General features: G+C 54.5%; 23 protein-coding genes, 1 other RNA gene and 1 pseudogene. 10 read left to right on the top strand and 15 right to left on the bottom strand.

What is annotated here, in order from left to right; translation table 11 throughout:
* Window positions 1-88 precede the first annotated feature (88 nt).
* The 4 genes and pseudogenes from TU79_RS15105 to TU79_RS25340 form a co-directional block, all read left to right on the top strand.
* Entirely contained in the window at window positions 89-2,860 is a 2,772-nt protein-coding gene (locus TU79_RS15105; RefSeq protein WP_057008725.1) for an FAD-binding and (Fe-S)-binding domain-containing protein, read from the top strand.
* Between the two features lie 136 nt (window positions 2,861-2,996).
* Window positions 2,997-3,278 carry a hypothetical protein gene (locus TU79_RS15100; RefSeq protein ID WP_057008724.1) on the top strand — a complete coding sequence of 94 codons (282 nt, stop codon included), beginning with the start codon at window positions 2,997-2,999 and terminating at the stop codon, window positions 3,276-3,278.
* A 94-nt stretch (window positions 3,279-3,372) separates the two neighbouring features.
* Window positions 3,373-3,769, top strand: a transfer-messenger RNA (tmRNA) gene (gene ssrA, locus TU79_RS25345).
* Between the two features lie 136 nt (window positions 3,770-3,905).
* Window positions 3,906-4,259, top strand: a pseudogene (locus tag TU79_RS25340) (tyrosine-type recombinase/integrase); the annotation flags it as partial.
* 97 nt (window positions 4,260-4,356) lie between these two features.
* On the opposite strand, the gene TU79_RS15095 reads toward TU79_RS25340, so the two are convergent.
* Genes TU79_RS15095 through TU79_RS15080 form a run of 4 tightly spaced genes read right to left on the bottom strand, consistent with a single transcriptional unit; the run spans window position 4,357 to window position 8,054 of the window.
* Window positions 4,357-5,571, bottom strand: coding sequence for a cation:proton antiporter (locus TU79_RS15095; protein ID WP_057008723.1), 1,215 nt, complete (start codon window positions 5,569-5,571; stop codon window positions 4,357-4,359).
* Between the two features lie 53 nt (window positions 5,572-5,624).
* A complete protein-coding gene (locus tag TU79_RS15090; RefSeq protein WP_057008722.1) occupies window positions 5,625-6,563 on the bottom strand; it encodes a hypothetical protein in 939 nt (312 codons plus the stop codon).
* A 16-nt stretch (window positions 6,564-6,579) separates the two neighbouring features.
* On the bottom strand, window positions 6,580-6,849 hold the full coding sequence (locus TU79_RS15085) for an acyl carrier protein (RefSeq protein ID WP_057008721.1): 270 nt from the start codon (window positions 6,847-6,849) through the stop codon (window positions 6,580-6,582).
* 20 nt (window positions 6,850-6,869) lie between these two features.
* Window positions 6,870-8,054, bottom strand: a complete 1,185-nt coding sequence (locus TU79_RS15080; protein WP_057008720.1) for a hypothetical protein — start codon at window positions 8,052-8,054, stop codon at window positions 6,870-6,872.
* Window positions 8,055-8,260: 206 nt separating this feature from the next.
* On the opposite strand from TU79_RS15080, the gene TU79_RS15075 reads away from it, so the two are divergent.
* The 5 genes from TU79_RS15075 to TU79_RS15055 are packed head-to-tail and all read left to right on the top strand — an operon-like array spanning window position 8,261 to window position 13,360.
* Window positions 8,261-9,730 carry an AMP-binding protein gene (locus TU79_RS15075; RefSeq protein ID WP_057008719.1) on the top strand — a complete coding sequence of 490 codons (1,470 nt, stop codon included), beginning with the start codon at window positions 8,261-8,263 and terminating at the stop codon, window positions 9,728-9,730.
* A gap of 50 nt (window positions 9,731-9,780) precedes the next feature.
* A complete protein-coding gene (locus tag TU79_RS15070) occupies window positions 9,781-10,725 on the top strand; it encodes a chlorinating enzyme (RefSeq protein ID WP_057008718.1) in 945 nt (314 codons plus the stop codon).
* 53 nt (window positions 10,726-10,778) lie between these two features.
* On the top strand, window positions 10,779-11,690 hold the full coding sequence (locus tag TU79_RS15065) for a beta-ketoacyl-[acyl-carrier-protein] synthase family protein (RefSeq protein WP_057008717.1): 912 nt from the start codon (window positions 10,779-10,781) through the stop codon (window positions 11,688-11,690).
* Window positions 11,691-11,728: 38 nt separating this feature from the next.
* Window positions 11,729-11,980, top strand: a complete 252-nt coding sequence (locus TU79_RS15060) for an acyl carrier protein (RefSeq protein ID WP_057008716.1) — start codon at window positions 11,729-11,731, stop codon at window positions 11,978-11,980.
* A 60-nt stretch (window positions 11,981-12,040) separates the two neighbouring features.
* Window positions 12,041-13,360 carry a tetratricopeptide repeat protein gene (locus TU79_RS15055; protein WP_057008715.1) on the top strand — a complete coding sequence of 440 codons (1,320 nt, stop codon included), beginning with the start codon at window positions 12,041-12,043 and terminating at the stop codon, window positions 13,358-13,360.
* 62 nt (window positions 13,361-13,422) lie between these two features.
* Here TU79_RS15055 and TU79_RS15050 read toward each other — a convergent pair whose 3' ends face one another.
* The 5 genes from TU79_RS15050 to argP all read right to left on the bottom strand — a co-directional run bounded on the left by TU79_RS15050 (window position 13,423) and on the right by argP (window position 17,839).
* The gene (locus tag TU79_RS15050) at window positions 13,423-14,382 is read right to left on the bottom strand and encodes an amidohydrolase family protein (protein ID WP_057008714.1); all 960 of its coding nucleotides are present in this window, start codon (window positions 14,380-14,382) and stop codon (window positions 13,423-13,425) included.
* Window positions 14,375-14,977: a gamma carbonic anhydrase family protein gene (locus TU79_RS15045; protein WP_057008769.1), complete on the bottom strand. Its 603-nt coding sequence runs from the start codon at window positions 14,975-14,977 to the stop codon at window positions 14,375-14,377. The genes TU79_RS15050 and TU79_RS15045 overlap by 8 nt, the downstream gene beginning before the upstream one ends.
* Window positions 14,978-15,001: 24 nt before the next feature.
* Entirely contained in the window at window positions 15,002-15,814 is an 813-nt protein-coding gene (locus tag TU79_RS15040; protein ID WP_069665331.1) for a class I SAM-dependent methyltransferase, read from the bottom strand.
* Window positions 15,798-16,313 carry a GNAT family N-acetyltransferase gene (locus TU79_RS15035; RefSeq protein WP_057008712.1) on the bottom strand — a complete coding sequence of 172 codons (516 nt, stop codon included), beginning with the start codon at window positions 16,311-16,313 and terminating at the stop codon, window positions 15,798-15,800. The genes TU79_RS15040 and TU79_RS15035 overlap by 17 nt, the downstream gene beginning before the upstream one ends.
* 629 nt (window positions 16,314-16,942) lie before the next feature.
* The gene (argP, locus tag TU79_RS15030; protein WP_069665333.1) at window positions 16,943-17,839 is read right to left on the bottom strand and encodes an HTH-type transcriptional regulator ArgP; all 897 of its coding nucleotides are present in this window, start codon (window positions 17,837-17,839) and stop codon (window positions 16,943-16,945) included.
* Between the two features lie 349 nt (window positions 17,840-18,188).
* Between argP and TU79_RS25335 the strand changes: the two genes are divergently transcribed.
* Entirely contained in the window at window positions 18,189-18,746 is a 558-nt protein-coding gene (locus TU79_RS25335; protein ID WP_082638505.1) for a helix-turn-helix domain-containing protein, read from the top strand.
* On the opposite strand, the gene TU79_RS15025 is transcribed toward TU79_RS25335, so the two are convergent.
* From TU79_RS15025 to TU79_RS15000, 6 genes are read right to left on the bottom strand one after another with little or no spacing between them, the layout of a single operon-like run.
* Window positions 18,702-19,466 (bottom strand): thioesterase II family protein, encoded by a 765-nt coding sequence (locus TU79_RS15025; protein WP_057008710.1) that lies wholly within the window; start codon window positions 19,464-19,466, stop codon window positions 18,702-18,704. The two genes, TU79_RS25335 and TU79_RS15025, sit on opposite strands and share 45 nt — an antisense overlap.
* Entirely contained in the window at window positions 19,441-20,376 is a 936-nt protein-coding gene (locus TU79_RS15020) for a DMT family transporter (protein ID WP_057008709.1), read from the bottom strand. Before TU79_RS15020 ends, TU79_RS15025 begins: the two co-directional genes overlap by 26 nt.
* Before the next feature lie 13 nt (window positions 20,377-20,389).
* Window positions 20,390-21,046, bottom strand: a complete 657-nt coding sequence (locus TU79_RS15015; protein WP_069665332.1) for an alanyl-tRNA editing protein — start codon at window positions 21,044-21,046, stop codon at window positions 20,390-20,392.
* A gap of 14 nt (window positions 21,047-21,060) precedes the next feature.
* Window positions 21,061-22,002: a chlorinating enzyme gene (locus TU79_RS15010; RefSeq protein WP_057008707.1), complete on the bottom strand. Its 942-nt coding sequence runs from the start codon at window positions 22,000-22,002 to the stop codon at window positions 21,061-21,063.
* A 13-nt stretch (window positions 22,003-22,015) separates the two neighbouring features.
* Entirely contained in the window at window positions 22,016-22,249 is a 234-nt protein-coding gene (locus TU79_RS15005; protein WP_057008706.1) for an acyl carrier protein, read from the bottom strand.
* A complete protein-coding gene (locus tag TU79_RS15000) occupies window positions 22,250-23,800 on the bottom strand; it encodes an amino acid adenylation domain-containing protein (RefSeq protein ID WP_057008705.1) in 1,551 nt (516 codons plus the stop codon).
* Between the last annotated feature and the right edge of the window lie 213 nt (window positions 23,801-24,013).

Genomic DNA, 24,013 nt, shown 5'->3' with positions numbered 1-24,013 from the left:
GTATGCTGATGACCTGCGCGTAACAGGATAGGAATCGACACCGGACAGCGTCTCCGGCGTCCGCTGTTTCTGGAGGAATGTCGCACAGCTGATCCCGAAAGATCGGCGTTTCGACGACCCGCTTTCGACCCTTGCCTTCGGCACCGATGCCAGTTTTTACCGACTGATCCCACAACTGGTGATCCGTGTAGAGTCGGAAGACGAAGTGGTCGCGCTGCTGCAATGGGCACAACGCGATGGCGTGCCAGTGACATTCCGCGCGGCGGGCACCAGCCTGTCCGGGCAGGCTATCAGCGATTCGGTGCTCATCGCCCTCGGAGACAATTGGAACGGCCACGAGATTCGCGGGCAAGGCATGCAAATTCGCTTGCAACCCGGCGTAATCGGCGCCCAGGCCAATGCCTGGCTCGCCCCGTTCGGGCGCAAGATCGGGCCGGACCCGGCGTCAATCAATGCCTGCAAAATCGGCGGCATCGTCGCCAACAACGCCAGCGGCATGTGCTGCGGTACGGCGCAGAACACCTACCATACCCTCGCCGGCATTCGCCTGGTACTGGCCGATGGCAGCCGCCTGGACACCGAAGACGCGGCAAGCGTGACGGCATTTCGCAATCGACACGACGCGCTGCTTGAGCGTCTGGCGACACTCGGTCGCCAGACGCGGGCGAATGCCGAATTGGCCGCACGCATCCGCCATAAATACCGTCTGAAAAACACCACCGGCCTGTCACTCAACGCCCTGGTGGATTTTGATGACCCACTGGAGATCCTCAGCCACTTGCTGGTGGGCTCCGAAGGCACCCTGGGGTTTATCAGTGCCGTGACCTACAACACGGTGGTCGACCACCCGAACAAAGCCTCGGCGCTGATCGTATTCTCGAATGTCGAGACATGCTGCAACGCCGTAACCGTCCTGAAAACCCAGCCAGTTTCCGCCGTGGAACTGCTGGACCGACGCAGCCTGCGCTCCGTGCAAAACAAGCCAGGCATGCCCGAATTCGTACAGCACCTATCGGAAACAGCCTGCGCCCTATTGATTGAATCCCGCGCGGCGTCGCCGTCATTACTCCGTGAGCAACTGGCGCTGATCATGAAGGCCCTGGCCTCCTTTGCGGTGGAGAAGCAGGTCGACTTCACTGAAGACCCCGTGGCAAACGCCCGGCTGTGGGCGATCCGCAAAGACACCTTCCCCGCCGTCGGCGCGGTGCGCAAGACCGGCACCACCGTCATCATCGAAGACGTGACCTTCCCGGTCGAGCAACTGGCCATCGGCGTAAACCGTCTGATCGCGCTGTTCGACAAACATCACTACGACGAAGCCATCCTGTTCGGACACGCTCTGGAGGGCAATCTGCACTTCGTGTTCACCCAAGGCTTCAACAGCGCGGAAGAAATCACACGCTATCAAGCGTTCATGGATGACGTGGCGCAGTTGGTGGCCGTGGAATTCGGCGGCTCGTTGAAGGCCGAACACGGCACCGGCCGCAACATGGCTCCATTCGTCGAACTGGAATGGGGCAGCGAGGCCTATCAACTGATGTGGCAGCTCAAGCGCCTGCTCGACCCCAACGGCATCCTCAACCCGGACGTAGTGCTCAGCGAAGACCCGCAAATCCATCTCAAGCACTTCAAGCCCCTGCCGGCTGCCGACGAGCTTGTGGATAAGTGTATCGAGTGCGGATTTTGCGAGCCGGTGTGCCCGTCGAAAGGGCTGACCTTGAGCCCGCGCCAGCGCATCGTGATCTGGCGTGACATCCAGGCCAGGAAACGCGCGGGCGTGGATACCGCCGAACTCGAAGCCGCCTACCAGTACCAGGGCATCGATACCTGCGCCGCCACCGGGCTGTGCGCCCAGCGCTGCCCTGGAGGCATCAATACCGGTGACCTGATGAAAAAGCTGCGCAGCCGAGACGCCGACCGCAGGAAAACTGCCGAATGGCTCGCCACCCATTTCGCCACTGCGCTGCAAGGCATGCGATTCACCCTGCATGTCGCCAACGGCGCGCGCATGCTATTGGGCGCCCCGCGCCTGGCAAAGTTGTCGGCGCAGATGACCAGGTTGTCCAAGGGACAGGTTCCGCAGTGGACCACTGCCATGCCGCAACCGGAAAAAACCATTCGCTTCAGCCCCGCAGCCACCGACGGACGTCCGCGCGTGGTCTACCTCGCCGCTTGCGTCTCACGCGCGATGGGGCCGGCGGCGGCAGATAAAGAGCAAATGTCGCTGTACGACAAAACCCGCAGTCTGTTGGAAAAAGCCGGTTACCAAGTCGTCATCCCCGACAACCTCGACAGCCTGTGCTGTGGCCAACCCTTCGCCTCAAAAGGCTACGCCGAACAGGCCGATCACAAGCGCCAGGAACTGATCGGCGCCCTGCTCCAGGCCAGCCGTGGCGGCCTCGATCCGATCTACTGCGACACCAGCCCCTGCACACTGCGCCTGGTGCAAGACCTGGGCGAAACACGCCTGGACCTCTACGACCCCGTACGATTTATCCGCACCCACCTGATGGACCGCCTAGACTTCACTCCTCAGCAAGCGCCAATCGCCGTACACGTCACCTGCAGCACTCAACACTTGGGCGAAAGCCAGGCACTGATCGACCTTGCACGACGCTGCGCCAACACCGTGGTCATTCCGGAAGGTATCCACTGCTGCGGTTTCGCCGGCGACAAAGGCTTCACTACGCCGGAACTCAACGCCCACGCCCTGCGCTCACTCAAGACGGCGGTGCACTCTTGCAGTGAAGGCATTTCCACCAGCCGCACCTGCGAAATCGGCCTGAGCCAACATGGCGGCATCGACTACCATGGGCTGGTGTACCTCGTTGACCGCGTCACAAAAGCACGTACACATTAAACCCGCAAAAAAACAGAACCCCTGCGCACTGGCGTAGTCATCTGCATAGGCCTCGACGAACGAGGCTCATCAGTGATGTCGCTGGCCGCCGTTCAACGCCAGCAGCGTCGAGCCCTTTTGCGCAAGGAGATACCCGATGAAGCGTTCCGCTCTTGCTGGCTTGTTTGTTACCGCTGCGATGCTGGCGTCCCCTGTGTTCGCCGCGAGTAATGACAAAGACCTGTGCCAGATCAACCTCGACAAAATCAACAACGGCAAAGCCCTGCTCGCCACCGACACCAGCGGCAAAAGCGGCGAAATCAACACCGCCTTCTCCCAGGCCAAGGCTGCTCATGCAGCGGGCGATGACAAGAAGTGCATCGAGATCAGCTCCAAGGCCCTGCAGGACCTGCAAAACAGCGAAAAAGGCGGTCAGTAAGCGAGAGGGCCAACCTTCGGGTTGGCCTTCCGTGACGATTTGACGTACACTGCACAGGCTTGTCACTCACTAAGAAACAACGAGTTACAAGCACGGGGCCGTTTAGGATTCGACGCCGGTCGCGAAACTTTAGGTGCATGCCGAGTTGGTAACAGAACTCGTAAATCCACTGTTGCAACTTCTTATAGTTGCCAATGACGAAAACTACGGCCAGGAATTCGCTCTCGCTGCGTAAGCAGCCTTAGCCCTGAGCTTCTGGTACCTTCGGGTCCAGCAATCACCAGGGGATGTCTGTAAACCCAAAGTGATTGTCATATAGAACAGAATCGCCGTGCAGTACGTTGTGGACGAAGCGGCTAAAACTTACACAACTCGCCCAAAGCACCCTGCCCTTCGGGTCGCTGAGGGTTAACTTAATAGAAACGGCTACGCATGTAGTACCGACAGCGGAGTACTGGCGGACGGGGGTTCAAATCCCCCCGGCTCCACCACTTCATCATCTAAAGACGTCCACGGACGTCTTTTTTTGTGCCTGAAATCCAGTAAATACAAGGGCTTCAGAGCTTATGGGATCTTTGGAGGGTTTCTGGGTTCCAGTCGCTTTGGTATCCCAGGTGGTATCCCGGGACCTACGGGGTCAACTCCGGGCTGATTTTTGCGAACCCCCTTAATGGAATTCGGGCGGTGTTCAAGAAACCTAAAAAAGAGAACATGGCTGCGCTACCACCTGAGGAGCTTCCCGAGCTCATGATGGAAATCGCGAATGCCAGCATCAAACGCACGACCCGCTGCCTGATCGAATGGCAGTTACACACGATGACCCGCCCTGCCGAAGCAGCCACCACACGATGGGCAGATATCGACTTCGACACGCGCATTTGGACCATTCCGCCAGAGCGCATGAAAAAGCGCCGGCCGAACACAATCCCCCTCACCGATCAGGCACTTTCGTTACTGGAAACGCTCAAGCAACTCAGTGGTAGAGCATATCCAGAAGTCGCCAAATCGTGTGCTTGCCAGCGCTGCTCATGCCAAGCCTCTGCACACGGGAAGGCTCCGCATTCCCGTGTGCAGAGGCTCACTCCATCAGGTATTTCCGGTGGACCTGCGGCGCCAATCCGCGTGTCAGAGGCATCGCCAGTGCAGTGCAGACCAGCGCCATCAACAGGAGTGCCGTTAGGCAGCTTTGCGAAATAATCCCTGCGTCGTAAAGCGCGCGAAGGACAACTATCTCCATCAGCCCCTTGCTCTGCATAAGCGCCCCCAGTTGCAAGGCTTCGCGCCAACTCCATCCCCACGCGTGCACGGGGATGGCTGTACTGATGATTTTAAGGCCGCTGCCCACCACCACGCTAAGCATGAAGAACATCCACGCAGGGCTGGCGCTGATGTCGAGGCTGAGCCCTGCCGATACAAAGAAGAAGGGCAGTAGCACCGCGTTACTGAAGGGGGCGGTCAGCTTGGTGAAGTGCTGACGCAGTGCCTTTGGCAAGAGCATGCCGAAAATGAAAGAGCCGATCACCGCATGCATCCCCAGCATTTCGCTGACGCTGGCTGAAAGGAAAAGCCCAACCAACACAATGCTTAGCGCACTTGTCGAAAGCTCCTTCATTTGAGTCAGGCTCTCGAACCATTTGCGTAGCCACGGACGAAATATAAACCCGGCTGCCAGCAGTACCGGCAAAAGCAGCCAAACCCAGGCGTGTTGCGCAGCATTTGGTTGTGAAGTTGCCAGCATCAGGGCGGTCAGGCAACTCCACAATAGCAGGTCATTGATGGCGGCCAAGGTGAGCGATGTGTGGCCAAGCCGACTGCTGGAAAGATTCATCTCGCGCAAAATCGCCGCCAGGACGGGAAGTGCAGTTACCCCGAAGCAAATCGAACCGGCCACGGCAAAGACCCCTGATGTGGCGCGCTCCCCCACCAGCTCCGGCCATTGATGCCCCGCCCACCAGGCGAAGCATCCGCCCCCCACCGCAGGAATGAGATAACTCAGGAAACCTGCATGCAGTACTCGGCGTGCCTGATGCTTGAGTTCGTCGAGTTCCAGTTCCATGCCGGCGATAAAGCCCACGCAGACGATTGCCAGTGCCGAGAGGCTCGACAGGGCCACGCCCGTATTGGGTGGAAATACGCTGGCGTAAAGCTCGGGAGCCAAGCGGCCCAGCAAACTCGGCCCAATCAATATGCCACACAGGATCTGGACTAGCACGAGCGGTACGAAGCGCCGCAGTGGCAACCAGAATAACAACGGCATGCTGAAGATCAGCGACGCCTGAATAAGAAAGTTCATGGCAGGATCCTGTAGACGGGGCACAGCGGCTGCACGTACTGAAGCGAAACTTTTCAGTTACTCGCCACACGCAGGTCGTTAAGGTAATCAGCTTCCAGGCCCGCCAGGGCCGCACAGCGTTCGAGGACATCACGGCGGCGCAGCTTGCCGGTGACCTGCGCCATCACCATTAAGCTTTTGAGTACGCTTGCCTCCTCGGCAAAGCGTGCAACTCGCTCCTGGATGACGTCCGGCGCTGCCGTTATGGCGAGGTAGCGGGCAAAGCAATGACGTGAACCCGCCAGTAGCGTGAACACGTCATGCAACGCCCGATACTTGGTCGTATCGCACGCCAATGAGTTATCCAGCACAGGTTCAAGGTTGTGATAGAACCAAGTGTCATCGGTGCGGTTGTTCAGAAACGTTTCATGACGCCGGCGGATCACGGGTTCGATATCGCTCAGAGGCGTCGGAGTCCACTCCAGACAAAACATGCGCCGACCACCGTCATTCTGGAAAAACTGATCGAGGACTTCTTGCGGGTAGCGGTACTCGCACAGAACACTGGCGGCATTGTCATCCACAATGTCCCAGGTACCATTTGCATTCGCTTGGCGCAGCACCACGACATGCTGGGCATGCTTGCTGCGGTATTCGGGGCAATGGGCGAAGTAGTACACGTCACCCGATAAAAAGGCACACCCATTAGCTTGGATCTGCTGGTGGATGACCGGCAGCAGGTCATCCAGGGACTCAGCGTGCTGCTCATGAACCCCCACCCCAAGCAGCGCCAGGTCTTCTTCAGCGAAGTAGGGGCTTTGCAGCGCGTACTTAGGTTTATTTTCCACCACCATTTGCTGGAAAATACTGCCTGCCGTAGGCAAGGCATTGTAGAACAGCCAGTCCACCTCGATACCTAGGCGCTTCATGAAGACTACGGCGTGTCGCTGGAAGCAATTGAGGAAGCGCCGGTCGTATAGGTGCACATCATAGGGAAACGGTCGTTCTTCCATGGGAGCGATCCTTCGCTTAAACGGTCAGGTAGTGATCCAGGAGCAGGGCCGTGACGGACGCCGGGCTGCCGAGAAACTGGGGAGCAAGATGATCGGTCTGGAACTCGACTTGGAACTGGTCTTCCAGACGTGTGACCAACAGCATCAGTTTCATCGAGTCGATGCCCGCTTCAAGAAAAGACAGGTTTGGATTGTCCTGGACGCTCTGGGGGGCCACTTCCTTCATGAGGTGGTTGACCTGCGCCAGCACAGTGTGACGATCAACCATTTTGGTATCGAAACTCATTGTTTACCTCCATTGATCATTTATAAGCGGGCCAGCGGAAGGGGCTGTGCTTGTCGACGTAATTGAGCCAACCCCAGCAGCCCGGTGGCGCTGACTACGCCGGTGCCGATCATCAATGCAGGCCCACTGGCGGGCCCGAAGATCGACGCGGTGGTGGCAAAGGTCAGCAGCAATGGCGCGGTGGCCTGCATCGAGTACGCACAGAACGTGCTGCGACTGCCAATCAGTGCGGCCTGAGCATCATTGTTGGCCGCCCGCATCAGTTGACTACGCACCACGATTCGCAGGTGATTGGTAATAAAACCCACCAGAAATGCGCCCACCATCGACAGCAGCACTTGGGGGGCGAGCACCATCAGTGCATCGACCACGATCAGAGCCGTCGCAAACATTGCCAGTCGATGTTTGCTCAGTGGAATCAACGCGGCCAGGAAGGCGCCGAGGCCCGCAACGCCAGAAGCAACCCCGTAACTGGTGGGACTCCAATGGTTAACCTGTTGATAGACGATGGGCATCATGCTGTTGAATGCGCCGATATGCAGGGCGATCAAGCCCAGGCACGCCATCGCGGCATAGGGCATTTGGAAAGGCGCGGGGCTGGCTTGAGATGTCGGACGCTGCTCGTGTCCCTGAGCGGCAACCGGCACGCCGCGCTTCATCCGTGCCAGTAATAGCGCAGGGCTGAGCGCAGCGCCTGACAACGCCACGCATAGCAGGAATGTGGAATCGCTGAACAGGCCCAACAACCCGCCTCCCGCCAGCGAGCCACTGAAACCGCCGACTTGTATCGCCGTTTGCATATAGCGCGCGGCATTATCGGCTGGCAGCCAACCAGCGACCACTCGACGAGTATTTTCGATTTCCAGCGAGCTGGCCGTGAGGAAGTCGACCGTACCCACCATCAGCGCGATTAACAAAAAAAAGCTCAGCGCCGTGGCCAGTCCGCACCATGCAAATAGGGCCGCTACAAGGAACGCCACGATGCGCAAGGCAACCAGCCACGTCGCACTAATATCGGCAGCGCGCCCACGACTCGCAAGGTCCAGCACAAACGGTACTGCGACCGATAAACACAGCACGATGCCCAGTGGCAGGGTTGACCCGGATAACTTCAGCGACATCCAGACGACCCCAGTCAGCACGGCCTGATCACAAGCCGTCGCCAGCGCAACTACAGCGTAAAACAGATAGTTTCGCGACAGCATGAATGAAGCTCCCGGTGGGTCTGTCGTGGATGAACGAGTGGCCAAGGCAGGGATCATCAAGGACGTCCGAAAATACCCAGGCCGTGTAAGGGGACGCAACTTGCGTTAGCAAAACTAAAGGCAACTGCAAAAACCTAACGCAACGCCCCGAGCGTGTTTACCGGTAGTAGGCTTCGAATCACCAACCGGTTGCAGGAGCGGGCAGCGTGAAGAGCGAAAGACTGGACACACTCATTACCCAACTCAAAGACAACCGGCGCAACACCGTGGTGTTTCATAGCCGCACTGATACAGAGTGTCTGCACTTCTCGCAGGTCTATGAGGCTGTTTGTCTTGTAGCGCAGCAGCTCCAAGCCCATGGCGTGGAAGCCGGTATGCAGGTCGTCCTGGTTGCAGAGAATGGCAAGTCGGCACTGATTGCCGATCTGGCTTTACTGCACCTCGGGTGTACGGTTTTACAACTTCCAGAAAAAAATCCTGAAGACGCACTGGCGGTCATCGGGCGTGCCAGCATCGCCTACTTGCTTGCCAGCGCCTCTTACGACGGCATTGCCCCTACCGATTCATGGGCCCCCCTGGGACAGGTCTGTGGATTGGAATTTTTTCAAAACCTCGCGGTTGACGGTTCAACGAACGCGGTGTCCGGCCCGATCATTTTCTCTTCTGGAACCAGTGGTAAACAAAAGCAGATCAGGGTTAATAACGCGACAGTCCTGGCCAATGCGCGGGGGTTTTTCTCAGCCATTGACGCCAGGACTGACGATAGCTTTCTGATTTTTTTGCCGCTGTCCAACTACCAGCAGAAGTTACTGATCTACGGGTGCATCGACGCCGGCATCAATATCGCCGTGAGCAGCATGCAGCACGTCATGCAGGCACTTAAGCAAACGTCTCCGAGTCTGTTCCTGGCTCCTCCCCTTTTTTACGAGGCGATGTGGCGTTTGTGCGATGGCAGCGAGGGAGCGTTGCGCGAGGCATTCGGTGCAAACATTCGGCAGATGTGGAGCGGCATGGCTGCGTTGCCACTGGCCGTTCTGGATGGCTATCGCACTGCCGGCCTGCCGCTTCTGGAAGCCTACGGCATGACCGAGTATGGGCCTATCGCGGTCAATACACTGCATCACCATCGACCTGGCTCGGTGGGCCGTGCATTGGTTCCAGGCAGTGTGACGCTGGGAAGTGATGGGGAAATATTGCTCAACTCGCGGTGCCGGCTGACCTGTGGATACATCGGCCAGCCCGCAGAAGTGGAGCGCGCTGTTTATCGCGACGAAACGCTGATTGCCACTGGCGATATCGGGCGTATGGATGATGATGGATACCTCTTTATCGAGGGTCGCAAAAACGACACGATCATTACCTCCGGTGGCCTGAAAATCCATCCCACCTCCGTTGAGCAAGCCTTTAATCGTTTGCCAGGTGTGCTCCATGCCGTTGCCCTGGGAGGTAGCAGGCCGCACTTGGGACTGTTGTTGGTGGTCGAGCAGATTGATACCCGCGCGCATCAACTGATTGAAACGACCATCGACGACTATAACGCCTGTGCCACAGTCCCTATACGCAACTATTTTTTATCGACCGAACCCTTCACCTCGGAGAATGGTTTGCTCACCTTGAACTTGAAACTACAACGCCAGAATATAGCGTCACGTTATGAAACTTCCGTATTCAGCTGAGTGGTCACGCAGACAAAAAACTTACAACCTGGAAGACAAGGAGATTTAACGTGAATCAGTTAAAAGAAGACTTCGGGCTTAGTGATGAAGACATAGCTTTTTTCTTCAAGAATGGATATGTAAAGCCCTTTAAGGTTTACGAACCGGAGGAGATGGAAAAACAGTGGCGAACGGTTCGCCTGCAAACCTTGGATCGCAGCAATGCGGTGTATGCCGACAACACGTTATCCAACGCTGGCAATAATAATCTGGCCAACTATGATCGACACTTGGATATCCCCTTTCTCGGCAGTCACGTGTGCCATCCCAAGATCGTACACAAAGTGCGCAGCCTGATGGGCAAGGATTTGCTTTGCTGGCGTACCGAGTTTTTCTCCAAGTACCCGGGCGATGCTGGCACCGACTGGCATCAGGCAAACACCTTTGCTGGCGTGGCGGGGCGTCCGCATATCGTCTGGCCCGATGATTCCGGGCGTCGAGGCACTTTGACGGCGTGGACCGCTTTCACTGATACGATGAAAGACACGGCGTGCATGGCCATCGTGCCCGGCACCCACAACATGATGCATTACGACGAAGAAAAGCGTCTGATCTTCAACCCTGAAAAAAACAATGATGTTGTCAAAGACGGTGTGCGTCGCGGGTTATGGGGTTATGACTACCGCGATTTGCAGATCGATCCCGACTGGAAGCCGGATGAATCAAAAGCCGTCTATTTCGAAATGAAAGCCGGCGAGTGCGTGATCTTCTGGTCTACGGTCCTGCATTCTTCGCTGCCCCATCTGGGCCTGACCGACAAGATGCGCCTGGGTTATTCCGCGCGCTACGTACCGCCGGAAGTGTTGATCCACCCTGATACGGACATACTCCACGAGTTTGGCGGGGAGGTCAGCCTGGAAAACTACGGGGCCGTCGTGGTCGCGGGCGAAAACCGCTACACGCATAATCGGATCCGTGACACGAATATGCTGGGCGAGCCTTTTATTCCGGCGTGACAGCGCTTGGGTCGGATAACCTCCGACCCCGTTCTGCGACAAGGAAGATGCGGATGCACATAACTATTGATGCGTGTTCTTACGTCTTGGGCGAAATTGAACGGCCCTATCAAGATGTCCCCGACTTCAAAAATATGCTTGGCCGCTATGGCTATCCCGATGAGCCTTCGGTGTTTGGCTGGGGCTCTTATTTCAAGACCGAAGGCGACATCTTTGACTTGGGCATCAAGTCCGCACGTCAGACATTGGCGGCAAGCGGCGTGTCCGCAGATGACGTCGATTTCGTGATGTTCTGCTCTACCTGCTTTCCGGGAAACGAGATTGAGTACATTAATTACAATGTTCGAATTCAAAAAAGTCTTGAATTAAAAAAAGCATTCCCCATCGGCATCACATTGAATAATTGCATTAGTTTCATGAGTGCGATCGTGATGGCGCAACACCTGGTGCTGAGTGGAACGTATAACAATGTGTTGATCATCACCGCTGACAAGGTGTACGACGAATGCATACGCTTTAACAACTTTGCCTTACTCAGCGATTCGGCTGCCAGTTGCATGGTTTCCCGGCGTGAAGTCGCTGGCCTGCAAATATGCTCGGCTGGTTTCGGTGTCAGCCAGGACCCGATGACGTCCAACCATGGAAAAGATGAGCCTGAGCTATATGCGCGAATCCTCCAGAACGTATTGGCTGACGCAGCCACCCCCTTGAACGAGGTCAGCAAAGTTTTTTGCAATAACATTTTCCGTCCCGTCACGCAGCTCAAGGAAACCCGCCTCGGTTTTTCTCGCCGCCAACTCTATCTGGATAACGTTGCTCGCTGCGGGCACTGCTTTTCAGCGGATACATTAATCAACTATCTCGACTACGCCCGACAGACTCCGCCCGCTGAGGGTGAGAAATTTCTGTTCTCGGTCGATGCACCCAATCTGCGAGCCAACATGCTCGTTCAATGCAAACAATAGCCGAGCCGACTCACCCATCCGCTCCCCGGAGGAACGCCATGAACATGCCCATCCAGCAATCCCAAACCCAGACCGGTGCCAACCCTTTGCCGACGATCCTCGCCATTTGGGCTGAGGTGCTCAAGCAACCGGCTCAAAACGAACAGGCGGATTTCTTCGACGCTGGCGGTAACTCCATGCTGCTGATCGCAATACTGAACCTGATCCACGAGCGCCTTGACCGTGAGATTAGTCCGGCCGCGCTGGTCCACGGTATCACCCCTGCCCGGCTGGCTGAGCTGGCAGCTTGAGGATGAACAGGCCTGGATATTTTCAATGGGCTACGCAGAGACCGACAGGAAGGAATTTGTATGATCGAGTTCATTGATCCTCGTGGCGTACCTGTGCGAGTGCAGGACGCCGCCGAAGCAGACGAATTGGAGAATGCCCTCACCGGCATTCTTGGGATGGAGTTCGATCCACTTCCCCTGCTTCAGCAGCGCGAAGTGCGTTGCCCTGTTTCGCGGCTGATCGAGTGCGCAGCCAGGCTGTCGAGTATGGAAGATCGACAGATTCATCAGGCAAAGGGGCTGCTCGACAGCCTGGCTCATGAAGAGCTTGATCAACGTGAGCAGGGGCACCTGGCAGCTTGCAATCACTGGGTCAATCAGGACTACGAGCTCGCACATGGCTGCTGGCGTGAGTTACTGACCCGACATCCGCGGGATGTGGTGGCCTTGTTCAGCGTACACATGCTCGAGTTCAATATGGGCTGGACGGAGCGGATGCGTGAAACCCTTGTTTCAGTCACACCCTACTGGGGGCCGTCACATCCTCACTATGGTTACGTACGCGGTATCGAGGCCTTTGCCCTGGTGGAAAACGGTGACTATGACACCGCCAGCATCGCGGCAGAGTGTGCGTTGGCAATCAATCCCCGGGATATCTATGCAATACATGCAGCCTGTCATGTCGGGTATGAGCGTGGGCATTACGCGCAAACCCTGAAGTGGCTGGACGATACCCAGAGCAATTGGGCGACTAATCCATGTATGCGCATTCACCTATGGTGGCATCACGCGCTGTTTAATCTTTACATGCAGCGCCCGGAGGACGTGCTACACACCTTTCATCAGAAAATCAGAATCAAGAATGATCCCGACGGGTATGAAGACCTCGACGCTGTCAGCCTGCTATGGCGCTTGTCACTGACTGGCGTGGATGTCTGCGAGCTATGGCAGGAAGTCGCGCAACATTGGATGCCGTCGATCGACCAATCTCAGTACTGGTTTAATGATGTGCATTCGATCATGGCCATGGCCAGCTCTAATCATCAAGTCTTGGTGCAGCGCATCCTGCGGCGTATCGACGCCACTTACGGCAAAGTCCCGCAGGTTGCCACTGTGACACGCACCGTGTGCCAAGGGTTGGTTGCTTTCCAGCAAGGCGACTACGCTGCTGCTTATGAATTGTTGAGCAATATCCTGCCGGCGGTGCGTGCCATTGGAGGCAGCAACGCGCAACGTGATCTCCTGGAGTTGACCACGATCGAAGCGGCGATCCGAGCACGCAAGTTCGACCAGGCCGAGCAGCTCATCGAATGCGGACGCAGCTTGCGTCATCCTTCGCCGTTTCGTACGTTTTTTGTCGATCGCCTACGGGATCAGGAGCCGATCCACCGGCGTGCATGAGCGGATCAACACGGGCGCTGCATTACGCCAAAGGACGTAATGCACTACGCTCCAGGCCGTCGTCATTGCGCGTGCATTGGGCTCCTGTCAAGCAGTCGCTGCATGTTTGCGGCAAATATCAAACTGGCTTCGTGATGGCTGATACCCTGAGCGGGATCGAGAATGAACGCATGCAGGCGTTTGTTGATCACCTCATGATTGTTGATTGGCCAGTCCGTCCCGAAGATGATCTTGTGATTGATCTCACTATCGAACAATGTCTTCAACGACGCGGCGTTACCGCGAGCATCGATCGCGTGTTGAGCGCCACTCACATCCAAGTAGACGTTGGGTCGGTATTTGCACAACTGAATACACTGTGCCTGATCATTGACCGCACCATGCGCCAGGATAAACGGTGTGTCACGGTAGCGTCGTGCAGGCTCGTCCACCCACATGGCCTGGGCCTGGGCGAAAGACAGCACGGGAGAAGTGGGCCCGATGTGCAGCAGCACTGGAAGGCGATGGGCGTTGCAATACTCGTAGAACGGTGTCAGCAGCGGATCATTGGCTTGGTATCCACAGGGCGGATAGAGTTTCAAGCCGCTGAACCCATACTCCTCGACACCTCGAATGAACAGCTCAAGCCCGTCCCTGCCCCAGCGCGGGTCGACGCCGGCAAACACCTCAAAGCGTCCGGGATGACGCAGGAGAATGTCCCGGTGCTCGTTGAACATTTCTTCTATGTTCAGTGGTGTATCCGGCAATGCAAAGGAAAAGTCTGGCAGTAACAATACCGAGCGATTGACGCCCGCTCGGTCCATGGCGGCGACTTGAGCATCCCCCTGGTGGTCACATAATTCGCGCAGAAACTGGTCGACAATCCTTATTTTTGCAACTGGGTACCCGCTGGCGCGAAGCTTCACTTCGATATTTTCCGCCACGCCTTCCAGGAAACTCAATGGCGTGAAGTGCGTGGACGCGATGTGGCTGTGGCCGTCAATAACGGTCAGTGCGCGGGTGCTGTCGGAGTCATCATTCATCGTCCACCTGCTGCTTGCGCAGGAAGCGTGCGTACCGCTCCATAATTTGCTTGACCACCCCGTCTGTCTCCCGATCAACGCCGAAAACGTAACCCGGGAAATCCAGTTCCTTCTGTACGCTCCAGATTTGCTCGTGCTGGTCCGGAGAAAAGAATTGAGCGGGATCGCCCACGGCGATCCAGCCAATCGGCAGCGTTGCGCCGCTCTCCACCACCGTCTTGATGTGAACGACCGCGTTGATGCGCAACTCCGCGCCCTTGCCGATGCGCGCTCCGTTAAACACGGATGCGCCAGTGGCGACAAAAACCTCATCGCCGATACGGCAACCGGTCAAATGGCTATGTGGCCCTACCAACACGTGGTTTCCGATATGGCAATCATCATGGGACGTGCTGCGAATCACGGCATGCTCCATGATGACGCAATCCTCCCCGATGGTCAGTGTACCTCCTTGCGCAACCAGGACCGCGCCGTGGCTTATAACGGTGCCCGCACCGATGGTGATATTGCCTTCCAGAATGGCGCTAGAGGCAACTTGGGCAGTCGAGGCGATGGCCTGGCGTACAACGGCATTGCGTTCGGCTTTGTCAGTCATAAAGTGCTCCATGATTCCATTCAGTTACTGTTTCTCTCCAGAAACAAAGAATACGCCTATGCCTGCCCATCCGCCCGGCCCCTCGATGCATTCCTTGACGGCCACCATTTCACGCTGGGCCTCCTGCAACTCGTTTTCTGGAATCACTTCCATCTTGTAACCAAAGACCAAGTCACAGAACGCCGTCGCACCGATCAATGATGTAGAGACCAAGAGCATGCTGCACCGAATATCAGCGTATCCGGCTTCTTCCAGGTAGCTCGCCAGCTTGCTGCCCACATGTCGATCCCCGCCTCGGGCGGCCTGAGCTCGAGCAACACGTGCCAGGAAGGACTGCAGTTGAGGAGGGTTTGGTGCCGACCCGAACCACCGGTCGTCGATATCGCATATGCACAGGCGTCCTGCGATAGACAGGCTGCGGTGAATGTTGCGCAGGGCCAGCAAGGGATCGGACAAATGCTGGAAAACCAGGCGTGCATAGCTGAAGTCGAAGGACTCAGGTTCAGCCAGGTTATCGTCGTAGAGATTGGCCTGGCGAACCTGAGCCTCGTCGAACCCCTCACTGACCAGTTGCCGGCGCGTCTCCGTTATGCTGGTTTGATTGCAATCAAGCGCCACAAGCCGGCTCGGCTGGGTTCGTAGCGCAATCTGCGTGGTAATGATGCCTGGACCGCAGCCCACATCCAGGACTCGTTGCCCTTGAGCCAACCCTGCTTGTCGCAGGTGTTCGAACTCCAGGTCCAGCGCGATACCCGCCTGTGATTTCAGGCGTCGCAAGGAGTCTTCGTTGTCACGAAAACTGCCCAGCTGATACGACTCATCAACGATCAATGCCATGGGTAGTGCTCTCCATTTTTTTCTGTAGCCAGACTATGTCGACCCGATGATTCTCCAGTCTCGCAATCTGGGGGATGCGTACGCATTCTGAAAAACCCTGGGAGATACAACCGCGCGCACTGGCGTGATTAGGCCCCAGAATAATTGCGACCAAAGACTCGAAAGCCGCTGCCCGCGCGCAGTCCTCAAGGGCGCGCAACAATCGAATACCCACGCCACGGGCTCGCATGTCCCGTCGTACATACACGGCGACTTCAGCCATTGTTTGATCGTCAGGCCGGGCGGAAAACGGCTTGAGCGCACCCCATGCAATGGTGTCGCCCGCGTTAGAGAGATAAACCAGCACGGCAAAGCGCGGATGTTCTCCGAAATAGGTCAATGCGAACTTTTTGATATCGCGATGGGGAACATCGCAGTTGGCAAATACCTTATCGGCGATCGCCTGGTTATACGTTTCTACCATTGACGGTAAGTCTGCAGGGACGGCTGGCCGAATCATCTAGAGGAGCTTCCGATAGAAGACATTCAATGTAGAGTCTGCGCTGGCAGTGACCCTACCTCCGAGCACAAAAGGACTGGCGCAGTACCAATCGATGTGCGCACTCATCTTACTGTCAATAAGGCTGATCATTGTATGAACTCCCTGTTTCGTCCCCTCACGTACACAGGCGGTAGCCAAACTATCAAATGTAGAAGGGCACGAGGAGGTTTCATCACTGTGCAGAACTAACTTCATACTCCCGTCATAACCTGCACGTTCATGAAAGCGAAAATATACGGCCCAGCCCAATCGGCTGCCATATCGATCGGTACAGCAATAAGCCCCCCCCGGTCGGTGCGGGTTGAATACTTCTGCCACGCACTCATCCGGGCATGAAAAACGCGGGGCCAGTACGTACTTCCAGGTGACTTCTTCTTTGCTGTCAATGAGGAGTTCCAACAAGGCATCAGGTGACAAGGGCTGTGTGTGATGATCTCGGTGTCTACAGATGGTCACAGTGGCACGCCCTCGCTTATCTGATTTTGAATCATTTCATTCTACGCCCAAGCCATTAACACCGGCATCGCGTTAGTTTTTTTAAAGCTCAATAACTTTCACTTAGCAGACTTGACTTCGGCGCAAAAAAATCATTCGCATATTGATTTCAGGGACGTGCTCGCGCTATCAATAATCCGCTTACCGACAACCTCGTTGACTACGGAGTGATTCGTCCAACCATGCCAGTAGAGGGGTTCCAGATGGCTGCGTTGTGGCATCAAGTCCACTAACTGCCCATCGGCAATATGAGGAGCAGCGATATCCATGGGTATCAACGTATAGCCAATTCCGGCTAACACAGCCTCCTGAACCATGGGTAATGAAGGAAGATAATGGCAAGGAAAGCTCTCGATAGAGACCCCTAGCAGCTTGCGCAGGAAGGCTGTATGGCGCGTATCATTGCGGCCTCGTGTGATGGCTGGCGCGTCAAGCAGTGCATGCACACCCAAGCCCTTCGCAAAATGGCGGTGCATAAAATCGGGTGTGCTGACGCACTTATATTCCATAGCACCAAGCGCATGCACTTCAAAACCATCAAGTGGCTCGGCAATGACTGACACACATCCTTGAACGTCTCCGCGTTTCAGAATATTCAAGTTACAGCAACGGTCATCTGAAATAATTTCGACGCAAACCTGTTTAGCCTTCATCAGCTCTATCAACAAAGGCGCAAGCCATGTAATGAGCGAGTCAGGATGAACACCAATAGCCACTTTTGACTGCATATTATTTTTATGCCGCAGCAACTTGTGCACGTCATGCTCAAGTGAGCGCAGTGTCGATACATGCTGAAGCAAGACTTGCCCAGCTGACGTCGGATGGATGGGGCGCTCACGAACAATTAAAATGGTTGAAAGCGAGTTCTCCAATGACTTTATGCGTTGCGATATAGCACCGCCAGTAATGTTAAGCGCTGAGGCTGCACGCTCAAAGCTTTTATATTCAATGACACACGCAAATGCTTCCAGCTGTTGGCGATCTAACATGTCGACCTCCTTATAGACCATTAGGCGTTACCGGGTTCAATAATGCACACGCGTGAACATATGGGTATTCATGGCAATGTTGCCACTACACCATTTCACTTGGCAGTTATCCGAAAAGCCGGACAGGTTGAAGAAGGGATATGCTGTGGGGACCGCAGCTCTCTGTGGAAAGATAGTGCACGTTGACTTAATGTCATGTCTTTATTTTCACGAATACCAATCAAGACGTTTGCGGCCTGAGGTCGCAAAGACTACAGCCTAAACAGATGAGGATGCCGCTATAGAAGACCCTCAACTTTACTAACTCGTCTTACCTCTATATCATTGGATTTTTTATGGAGCCATTAACATGCAACAGAAAGACAGACTCAAAAAGACGTGCACGGATATTGGTAACAAAGTCAAAAACCTGCGAAATATAAGAGGGTTATCACTTAGTGAACTTTCAAAACTTTCCGGGGTTTCAAAAGCTGCACTTTCGCAGCTTGAATCAGGAAACTCCAACCCCAGAATTGATACTCTTGACTCAGTGGCTATCGCTCTGCGCTTACCCTTGGGTGATCTGCTTTTAAGTCAGGAAAACATTTATCCGCGCATTGAGCGATTCAAAGAAAAAACTGGCAAACTTTCTCAAGACATGCTGTTTCGGATCAATCTCGGGAACATATCTGAAATCTGGAATCTCCGCATGGACCCCGAAGTAGTTATCAACAGCCCCGCACACAACCGGGGTACAAAAGAGCATATATTTGTTCATGAGGGCATTTTAACACTGGACATCGACGGCGTAAAAGAGACGTTAAATAAAGGTGATTTCTACGCATTTTCTGGTGATTCCGATCATTCGTATCAAAGTCACAATTTATCCGTTCAGGCGACCGTTGTCATGTCTTATGCTACCGGTTGACGTGCTGAGTTCGCATGTTTCGTAGAAAGCTATCAGTTCGTTGAACACGAGACGGGAGTGAGACTGAAGAACGAAATGTCCACCCGATACACTGACCAGCTTTATTGGTGCACCAAAGAGCTCCTGCCATTTATCCATATCTGATGTTACCAATGGGTCATCGCGCCCATAAATAATGAGACCCGGTGCATTGCCTAATAAAGGCAAGTTGAAAGGCACCTGATCGGCTAAAAGCAAGTCATCGGTCAACTTCCTGAACAGTTGATTTCTCAGCCAGTCATCTGCCATCACACTGTCCGACACCCCGCCCATTTGTTCGCAAAAATCGTTTAGAAAGTCAGTCCGCTTTTTTTCAGGGACACCTCTTAAATAGTATCGGCGCTTATGGATTGGTTCGTTCGCTAACAGCACAAGCGTGATAGACCTTTCCGCCTGGGCGATCCTCATGTGGTGCGCAACCAACAACGCAAGGTACGCGCCAAAACTATAACCAATAATGACGACAGGGCCAGTTTCAGGAATAACACTTATCAGGTCTGATAACACATCAGCCAGCGCAGTGACCGGCAACTCACTACGCCGTCGCCCACGCCCGGGCAATTCGTAGACGGTAACATTGAACCTCCCCTGAAGGACTGCAGAGAACTCACGCAGCTCCGACGCACTGCCGCCCGCATGAGGTATGAGCACCGCATCAATTAGATCGTTTTTGCAGAGCATCTCGATTCTCCTCTGCCCATCGCCCTAACAGTGCAGCAGCTACAATCATGACGCCGCCCACCATCTGAACGATATTGAAACTGTCTTTCACGATGAGAACTGCAAACAGCGCTGCGAAGAACGGCTCAAGCGATAAGATGAGTCCGACTCGTGTTGAGCTGGAGACCTTTGCAGCGTAGAGCTGCATGATAAAAGCAAAGGCGGTCGCAAAAACGCTCAAGAACACTATGTATGCCCAGAGTTCTGCAGTGAGACCGTCGAACTGGGACGCTTCAAAACCTCCGAAGACAAGAACATTGATAGCTGCCAGCGACGCGACTACAACAAGCTCAATCAGCGTGATATTGGTGAGCGAAAACTTTTCCCCTGGGCTTTTCCTGCCAAACATGTAGATCTGATAGCCCCGAACCAGGGCGGCCAGAAGAATCAGCGCATCGCCTGAATTGGCTCCCGAAAACCCGCCCTTCCCAAAACATAGCAATCCACAACCGACAATCGAGATGCCTCCCGCCATGAAGACGGCGCTGTGCTGTTTGCGTCCTCCCAGAATTCGCTCAAAGAAAGGAACCAGCACGACCGACACTACGATAAGAAATCCAGCGTTTGAGGCGGTCGTGTATTTAACACCGAGGGTCTCGAAAGTCAGAATCACGTACAGCAGTGCGCCGAAGAACACACCGCTGACGACCTCCCCCTTTTTGATATTGAAAATGGATTTTCTTGCCCCTAATGCCATGAACGGTATCGCCAGCAGAAACCTGAGCATGAGAAATAAAGGCACGCCCACACCCGCATGAACGATGATTTGCATTAACGAGTAGCTGGCCCCCCAGGCAATGGCGACAACAAGAAGTCCAAGATCAATCAGATAAATTGTTGACCGGGGAAGCCTTTCACTCACTTCACTCATGATACCGCCTCCCTTATTGATGATTGACGTCGTAACTCACCCTCAACACACCCTTTTTCAACTTGAGGGACTTGATTTGAAACTCGACGAGTCTTGCCGTTTTATCGATATGGGTGCCTGCACATTGCATCGCGTCGAAACCCTCGATCAGGCAATACCTCACGCCCGCTTCATCCCAGGTCTTGACGTCCTTTCCAGACAGAATCAGCTCCTGAATTCGCTGCTCCACTTTTTGTTTCAGCTCATCATCGACCGGCAGTGCGCCTTGTGCGGCGAGAAACTCAACCCTCGACTCACCCGGAAAATGGTGACCTGACTTTGCAATCCACCCCATCTCACCCAACACCCAATTGATCATGTGCCCGGCAGTGTGCAAAGCGGCGTGGCGTTTCCTGAGCTCGGCATCGACTGAAACATCGACGCGCTCGCCAACGCTAAAGACGTGATCAGTATCCACATGGAGCACTACCAGACCATCCTGATGGCGCGAAAATGAAACCGCTTTATCATTTACCCAACCGCAATCGGAAGGTTGCCCGCCGCCCTGCGGATGAAATAAATTATCCTCAAGCGCAATCCATTGCCCTCTATCATCCGTGCCCACACCACACACAGATGTGGAGGCGTGATAATGATAGGTATCGCTCAGATAAGTAGGGTGCTGCTCCATGATGGCGTTCTCGATTAGACAGTCAGCTTATTAAAGGGCTTGCCGCGAAGTGTTTTTTCAGCAATGGCATTTTTTGGATTCAGACTTTGCCCAGCCACCACGACACTGCCAAACTTCTCAAGTGATGTTTTGCCGCCATACTCGTGAACGGTATCGGTGTCAGGATAGATATCGACGAAGCTGGGTGCATAGCGCGTTGCGAACCCCATTCGGTCATCTTTTTTTGACGTGTTGGGATAAGACGCGTGCATTAATGTCGACCAGAAGATCACGCATTGCCCCGCTTTCATGACCAGAGGCACTGCCATCGCCTCGTCCGGCTTCCAGTCAGGGTCGACTTGAAGTTCACGGTAGTCATAACCGAAGAACCCGCGCTTTTTCCCTTCCTTCTCAAGCGTATTGACGCTGTCGCCGTCATATTCCATGCGCTTGGTTTCGTCGTAGTTCATCTTGAGATGGGTGCCTGGCATGATTTCGAGGCATCCGTTTTCGATGGTCGAATCAGTGAAGGCGGTCCAGACAGTCAATGTACCTTTCCCAAAAGCAGACTCGGTTTCACCTGGCCACAAAATTTGCGGCTTACCACTGGCATTGGCAAACGTGTCGGCCTGATGCCAATCGGTACCTTCATCGCCTGGGTATTTTGGGAAAAACTCTGTGCGCCAGCAGATCACATCGGGACCCAGAATGCCGGTCACGGGAGCAACAATCTTCAAATTCGTGACGTGCTCCGCGAGCTTGTCGACATCCAGGTGTCGATCATAGTTGGATATGTTGGTCCCGCTGCCAAAGGAGTCTGCCGGATACGCTGCGCTGCTTCGGTCAGGCAGCGCTCGTCTGACTTCATTCCAGATGGCATGCATATCTTCAGGCGTGTAAATCGTCAAAGGTCCGATGAAGCCATTCTTTTCAAAGGAAGCCAGTTGTTCTTCCGTGAGAAAATAACGTTTGTCCATGGTCATCTCCCTGTTACTGATTCAACGAATGATTGATGGCGTCCGCAATGCTTTTATTGAATAGTTTCTCGATTGAAACTTCAATGTCGTACTTTTTACGAAGACGCTTATTCAGCTCAAGGGCAATCATTGAATTACCGCCAACATCAAGAAAGTTTTCGTCTTGGGCCACCGGGTTTTCCAGTGCCTCTTCAATCCAGGCCGTGTAGTCTGCGGTAATATCCGCCTTCAACGTATCTTCCAACATTCAGAGTCCCTCCAGATTATTTTTGATAACACGCTTGTCAACTTTTCCATTAACGGTCTTTGGAAACACTGGAATTTTCTTGTAACGCAACGGGTGCATGTAACCGGGAAGCGTTTTCCTCGCGCGTTGCTTGAGTTGTTTGACGGTACTGGCTTCGTCACTGGACGAGGAAAAGCAGCAGAACAGGTAATCGCCCCATTCAGCGTCTTTAAAAGGAAGCACACAGACTTCAAGCACATCCGCCACCTGCTCAAACGTCGACTCGATATCGCCCAACTCTATCCGGTAGCCATTAATTTTGACTTGCTGATCGGCGCGACCTATATAAATAAGGTCGCCGTTGTCCGCCACATCGACTAGATCCCCCGAACGATAAAAGCGTTCGTGATACCCCTCGCGCATTATGAATCTCTCTGCCGTCAACTCGGGCCGGTTCAGGTAACCGTCCGCAACCTGAGGACCACTCAGTATCAACTCTCCACCTACAGTGTTCGGCGACTCTTTGAGTACCTGATACGAAAATCCCGGTAACGGCTTACCAATCACGGAAGAAGGCTCTAAGGACTCTTTCTGGGTCAGAATATGCAGCGTGGCATGTACGGTAACTTCGGTGATGCCATACATATTGACCAAGGCCGGCCTGGAATCGCCAAAAACGCTGAACCAGTTTCGCAGTGTGCTCGGGTTGAGCCTCTCACCACCAAATATGATGAATCGCAACGCCAGTTCATCAACGGGAAGTTTCACCAGCGATTCCGCGTTGATTGCAAATGCAGAAGGTGTCTGGTTAAGGACGGTCACCTGTTCGGTTTTGATAAATGCCGCAAACCGATCCGGCGATAACTTTATTTCGGTTGTCGGTATCAGCAGCTTGCCCCCGAACCCCAGCGCACTTGATATTTCCCAGACAGAGAAATCAAACGCATACGAGTGATACAAAACAACGATGTCTGCGTGATTGAATTGAAAAACGGGCTGGGTGCCTTCGAACAAAGCGGCCACATTGCCATGTGTAATCGGTACACCTTTCGGTCGCCCAGTGGTTCCGGAGGTGTAGATGACGTAGGCGCGTTGATGGGAGCCAACAGCCGCAAAGGCATACCCGTCAGTGTCCGGTTGTACCAACTGAGAAGCCGGTATGAACGTTTTTTCATCCCTAAGCGAGCTGTCAGGCTCTCCGACGATCAACCTGGGATTACAGTCGCAAAGGATGGCTGTGTTTCTTTGTACTGGAGCGGACTTGTCCAAAGGCACGTAGGCGGCGCCGCAGAGTTGGACCGCCAGTAAAACAGCGATCAAATCAACCGACGGCGTCATTTCGACAGCGACGAAGTCAGACGACATCACACCCCGTTCACGGAGTCCGCACGCCAGTTGTTTGACTAAACGTGCCAGTTGACCATATGAAAGTTCACAGACCGAGTCCTTTGCAGCCAACGTATCCGGAGAGGTAGCCGCGATGTTGAAGAAGCGCTCGATAACCAGCGATTCGCCTACAGCGCCGTTGTCACTTCTTACAGGGACAGAATCCGTTTTCTCCGGGGCGTTCATTTCTGGCATCCGTTCCGCTTAAAAGACGATCGGACACTATAACGAACATTTTTTTAAGTCAAGCATGACCCATCAAGGTTTTTTGCGGACGATTTCATGGGCGAAGACGCTCTGTGTTCATCAGGAGGATGGCCACACGTTAAACGTTTCAGCCGGTTAACGGCCTGTCGATTGGCTACCGGGACCGGGTCACGAGACGCACTGAAGCATGCG

Origin of the sequence: Pseudomonas trivialis, assembly GCF_001439805.1 — a bacterium.
In the GTDB taxonomy this organism is placed as follows: Bacteria; Pseudomonadota; Gammaproteobacteria; order Pseudomonadales; family Pseudomonadaceae; genus Aquipseudomonas; species Aquipseudomonas trivialis.
This window is presented reverse-complemented; position numbering and strand designations above follow the sequence as displayed.

Excerpts from the sequence above, each read along its gene's own strand:
- TU79_RS15055 (WP_057008715.1), top strand. The coding sequence starts at position 12,041 with ATGATCGAGTTCATTGATCCTCGTGGCGTACCTGTGCGAGTGCAGGAC.
- argP (WP_069665333.1), bottom strand. The coding sequence starts at position 17,839 with ATGTTAGATCGCCAACAGCTGGAAGCATTTGCGTGTGTCATTGAATAT.
- TU79_RS15050 (WP_057008714.1), bottom strand. The coding sequence starts at position 14,382 with ATGAATGATGACTCCGACAGCACCCGCGCACTGACCGTTATTGACGGC.
- TU79_RS25335 (WP_082638505.1), top strand. The coding sequence starts at position 18,189 with ATGCAACAGAAAGACAGACTCAAAAAGACGTGCACGGATATTGGTAAC.
- TU79_RS15015 (WP_069665332.1), bottom strand. The coding sequence starts at position 21,046 with ATGGAGCAGCACCCTACTTATCTGAGCGATACCTATCATTATCACGCC.
- TU79_RS15000 (WP_057008705.1), bottom strand. The coding sequence starts at position 23,800 with ATGAACGCCCCGGAGAAAACGGATTCTGTCCCTGTAAGAAGTGACAAC.
- TU79_RS15065 (WP_057008717.1), top strand. The coding sequence starts at position 10,779 with ATGCACATAACTATTGATGCGTGTTCTTACGTCTTGGGCGAAATTGAA.
- TU79_RS15085 (WP_057008721.1), bottom strand. The coding sequence starts at position 6,849 with ATGAGTTTCGATACCAAAATGGTTGATCGTCACACTGTGCTGGCGCAG.
- TU79_RS15010 (WP_057008707.1), bottom strand. The coding sequence starts at position 22,002 with ATGGACAAACGTTATTTTCTCACGGAAGAACAACTGGCTTCCTTTGAA.
- TU79_RS15095 (WP_057008723.1), bottom strand. The coding sequence starts at position 5,571 with ATGAACTTTCTTATTCAGGCGTCGCTGATCTTCAGCATGCCGTTGTTA.
- TU79_RS15040 (WP_069665331.1), bottom strand. The coding sequence starts at position 15,814 with ATGGCATTGATCGTTGATGAGTCGTATCAGCTGGGCAGTTTTCGTGAC.
- TU79_RS15020 (WP_057008709.1), bottom strand. The coding sequence starts at position 20,376 with ATGAGTGAAGTGAGTGAAAGGCTTCCCCGGTCAACAATTTATCTGATT.
- TU79_RS15035 (WP_057008712.1), bottom strand. The coding sequence starts at position 16,313 with ATGATTCGGCCAGCCGTCCCTGCAGACTTACCGTCAATGGTAGAAACG.
- TU79_RS15005 (WP_057008706.1), bottom strand. The coding sequence starts at position 22,249 with ATGTTGGAAGATACGTTGAAGGCGGATATTACCGCAGACTACACGGCC.
- TU79_RS15025 (WP_057008710.1), bottom strand. The coding sequence starts at position 19,466 with ATGCTCTGCAAAAACGATCTAATTGATGCGGTGCTCATACCTCATGCG.
- TU79_RS15080 (WP_057008720.1), bottom strand. The coding sequence starts at position 8,054 with ATGCTGTCGCGAAACTATCTGTTTTACGCTGTAGTTGCGCTGGCGACG.
- TU79_RS15045 (WP_057008769.1), bottom strand. The coding sequence starts at position 14,977 with ATGACTGACAAAGCCGAACGCAATGCCGTTGTACGCCAGGCCATCGCC.
- TU79_RS15060 (WP_057008716.1), top strand. The coding sequence starts at position 11,729 with ATGAACATGCCCATCCAGCAATCCCAAACCCAGACCGGTGCCAACCCT.
- TU79_RS15100 (WP_057008724.1), top strand. The coding sequence starts at position 2,997 with ATGAAGCGTTCCGCTCTTGCTGGCTTGTTTGTTACCGCTGCGATGCTG.
- TU79_RS15090 (WP_057008722.1), bottom strand. The coding sequence starts at position 6,563 with ATGGAAGAACGACCGTTTCCCTATGATGTGCACCTATACGACCGGCGC.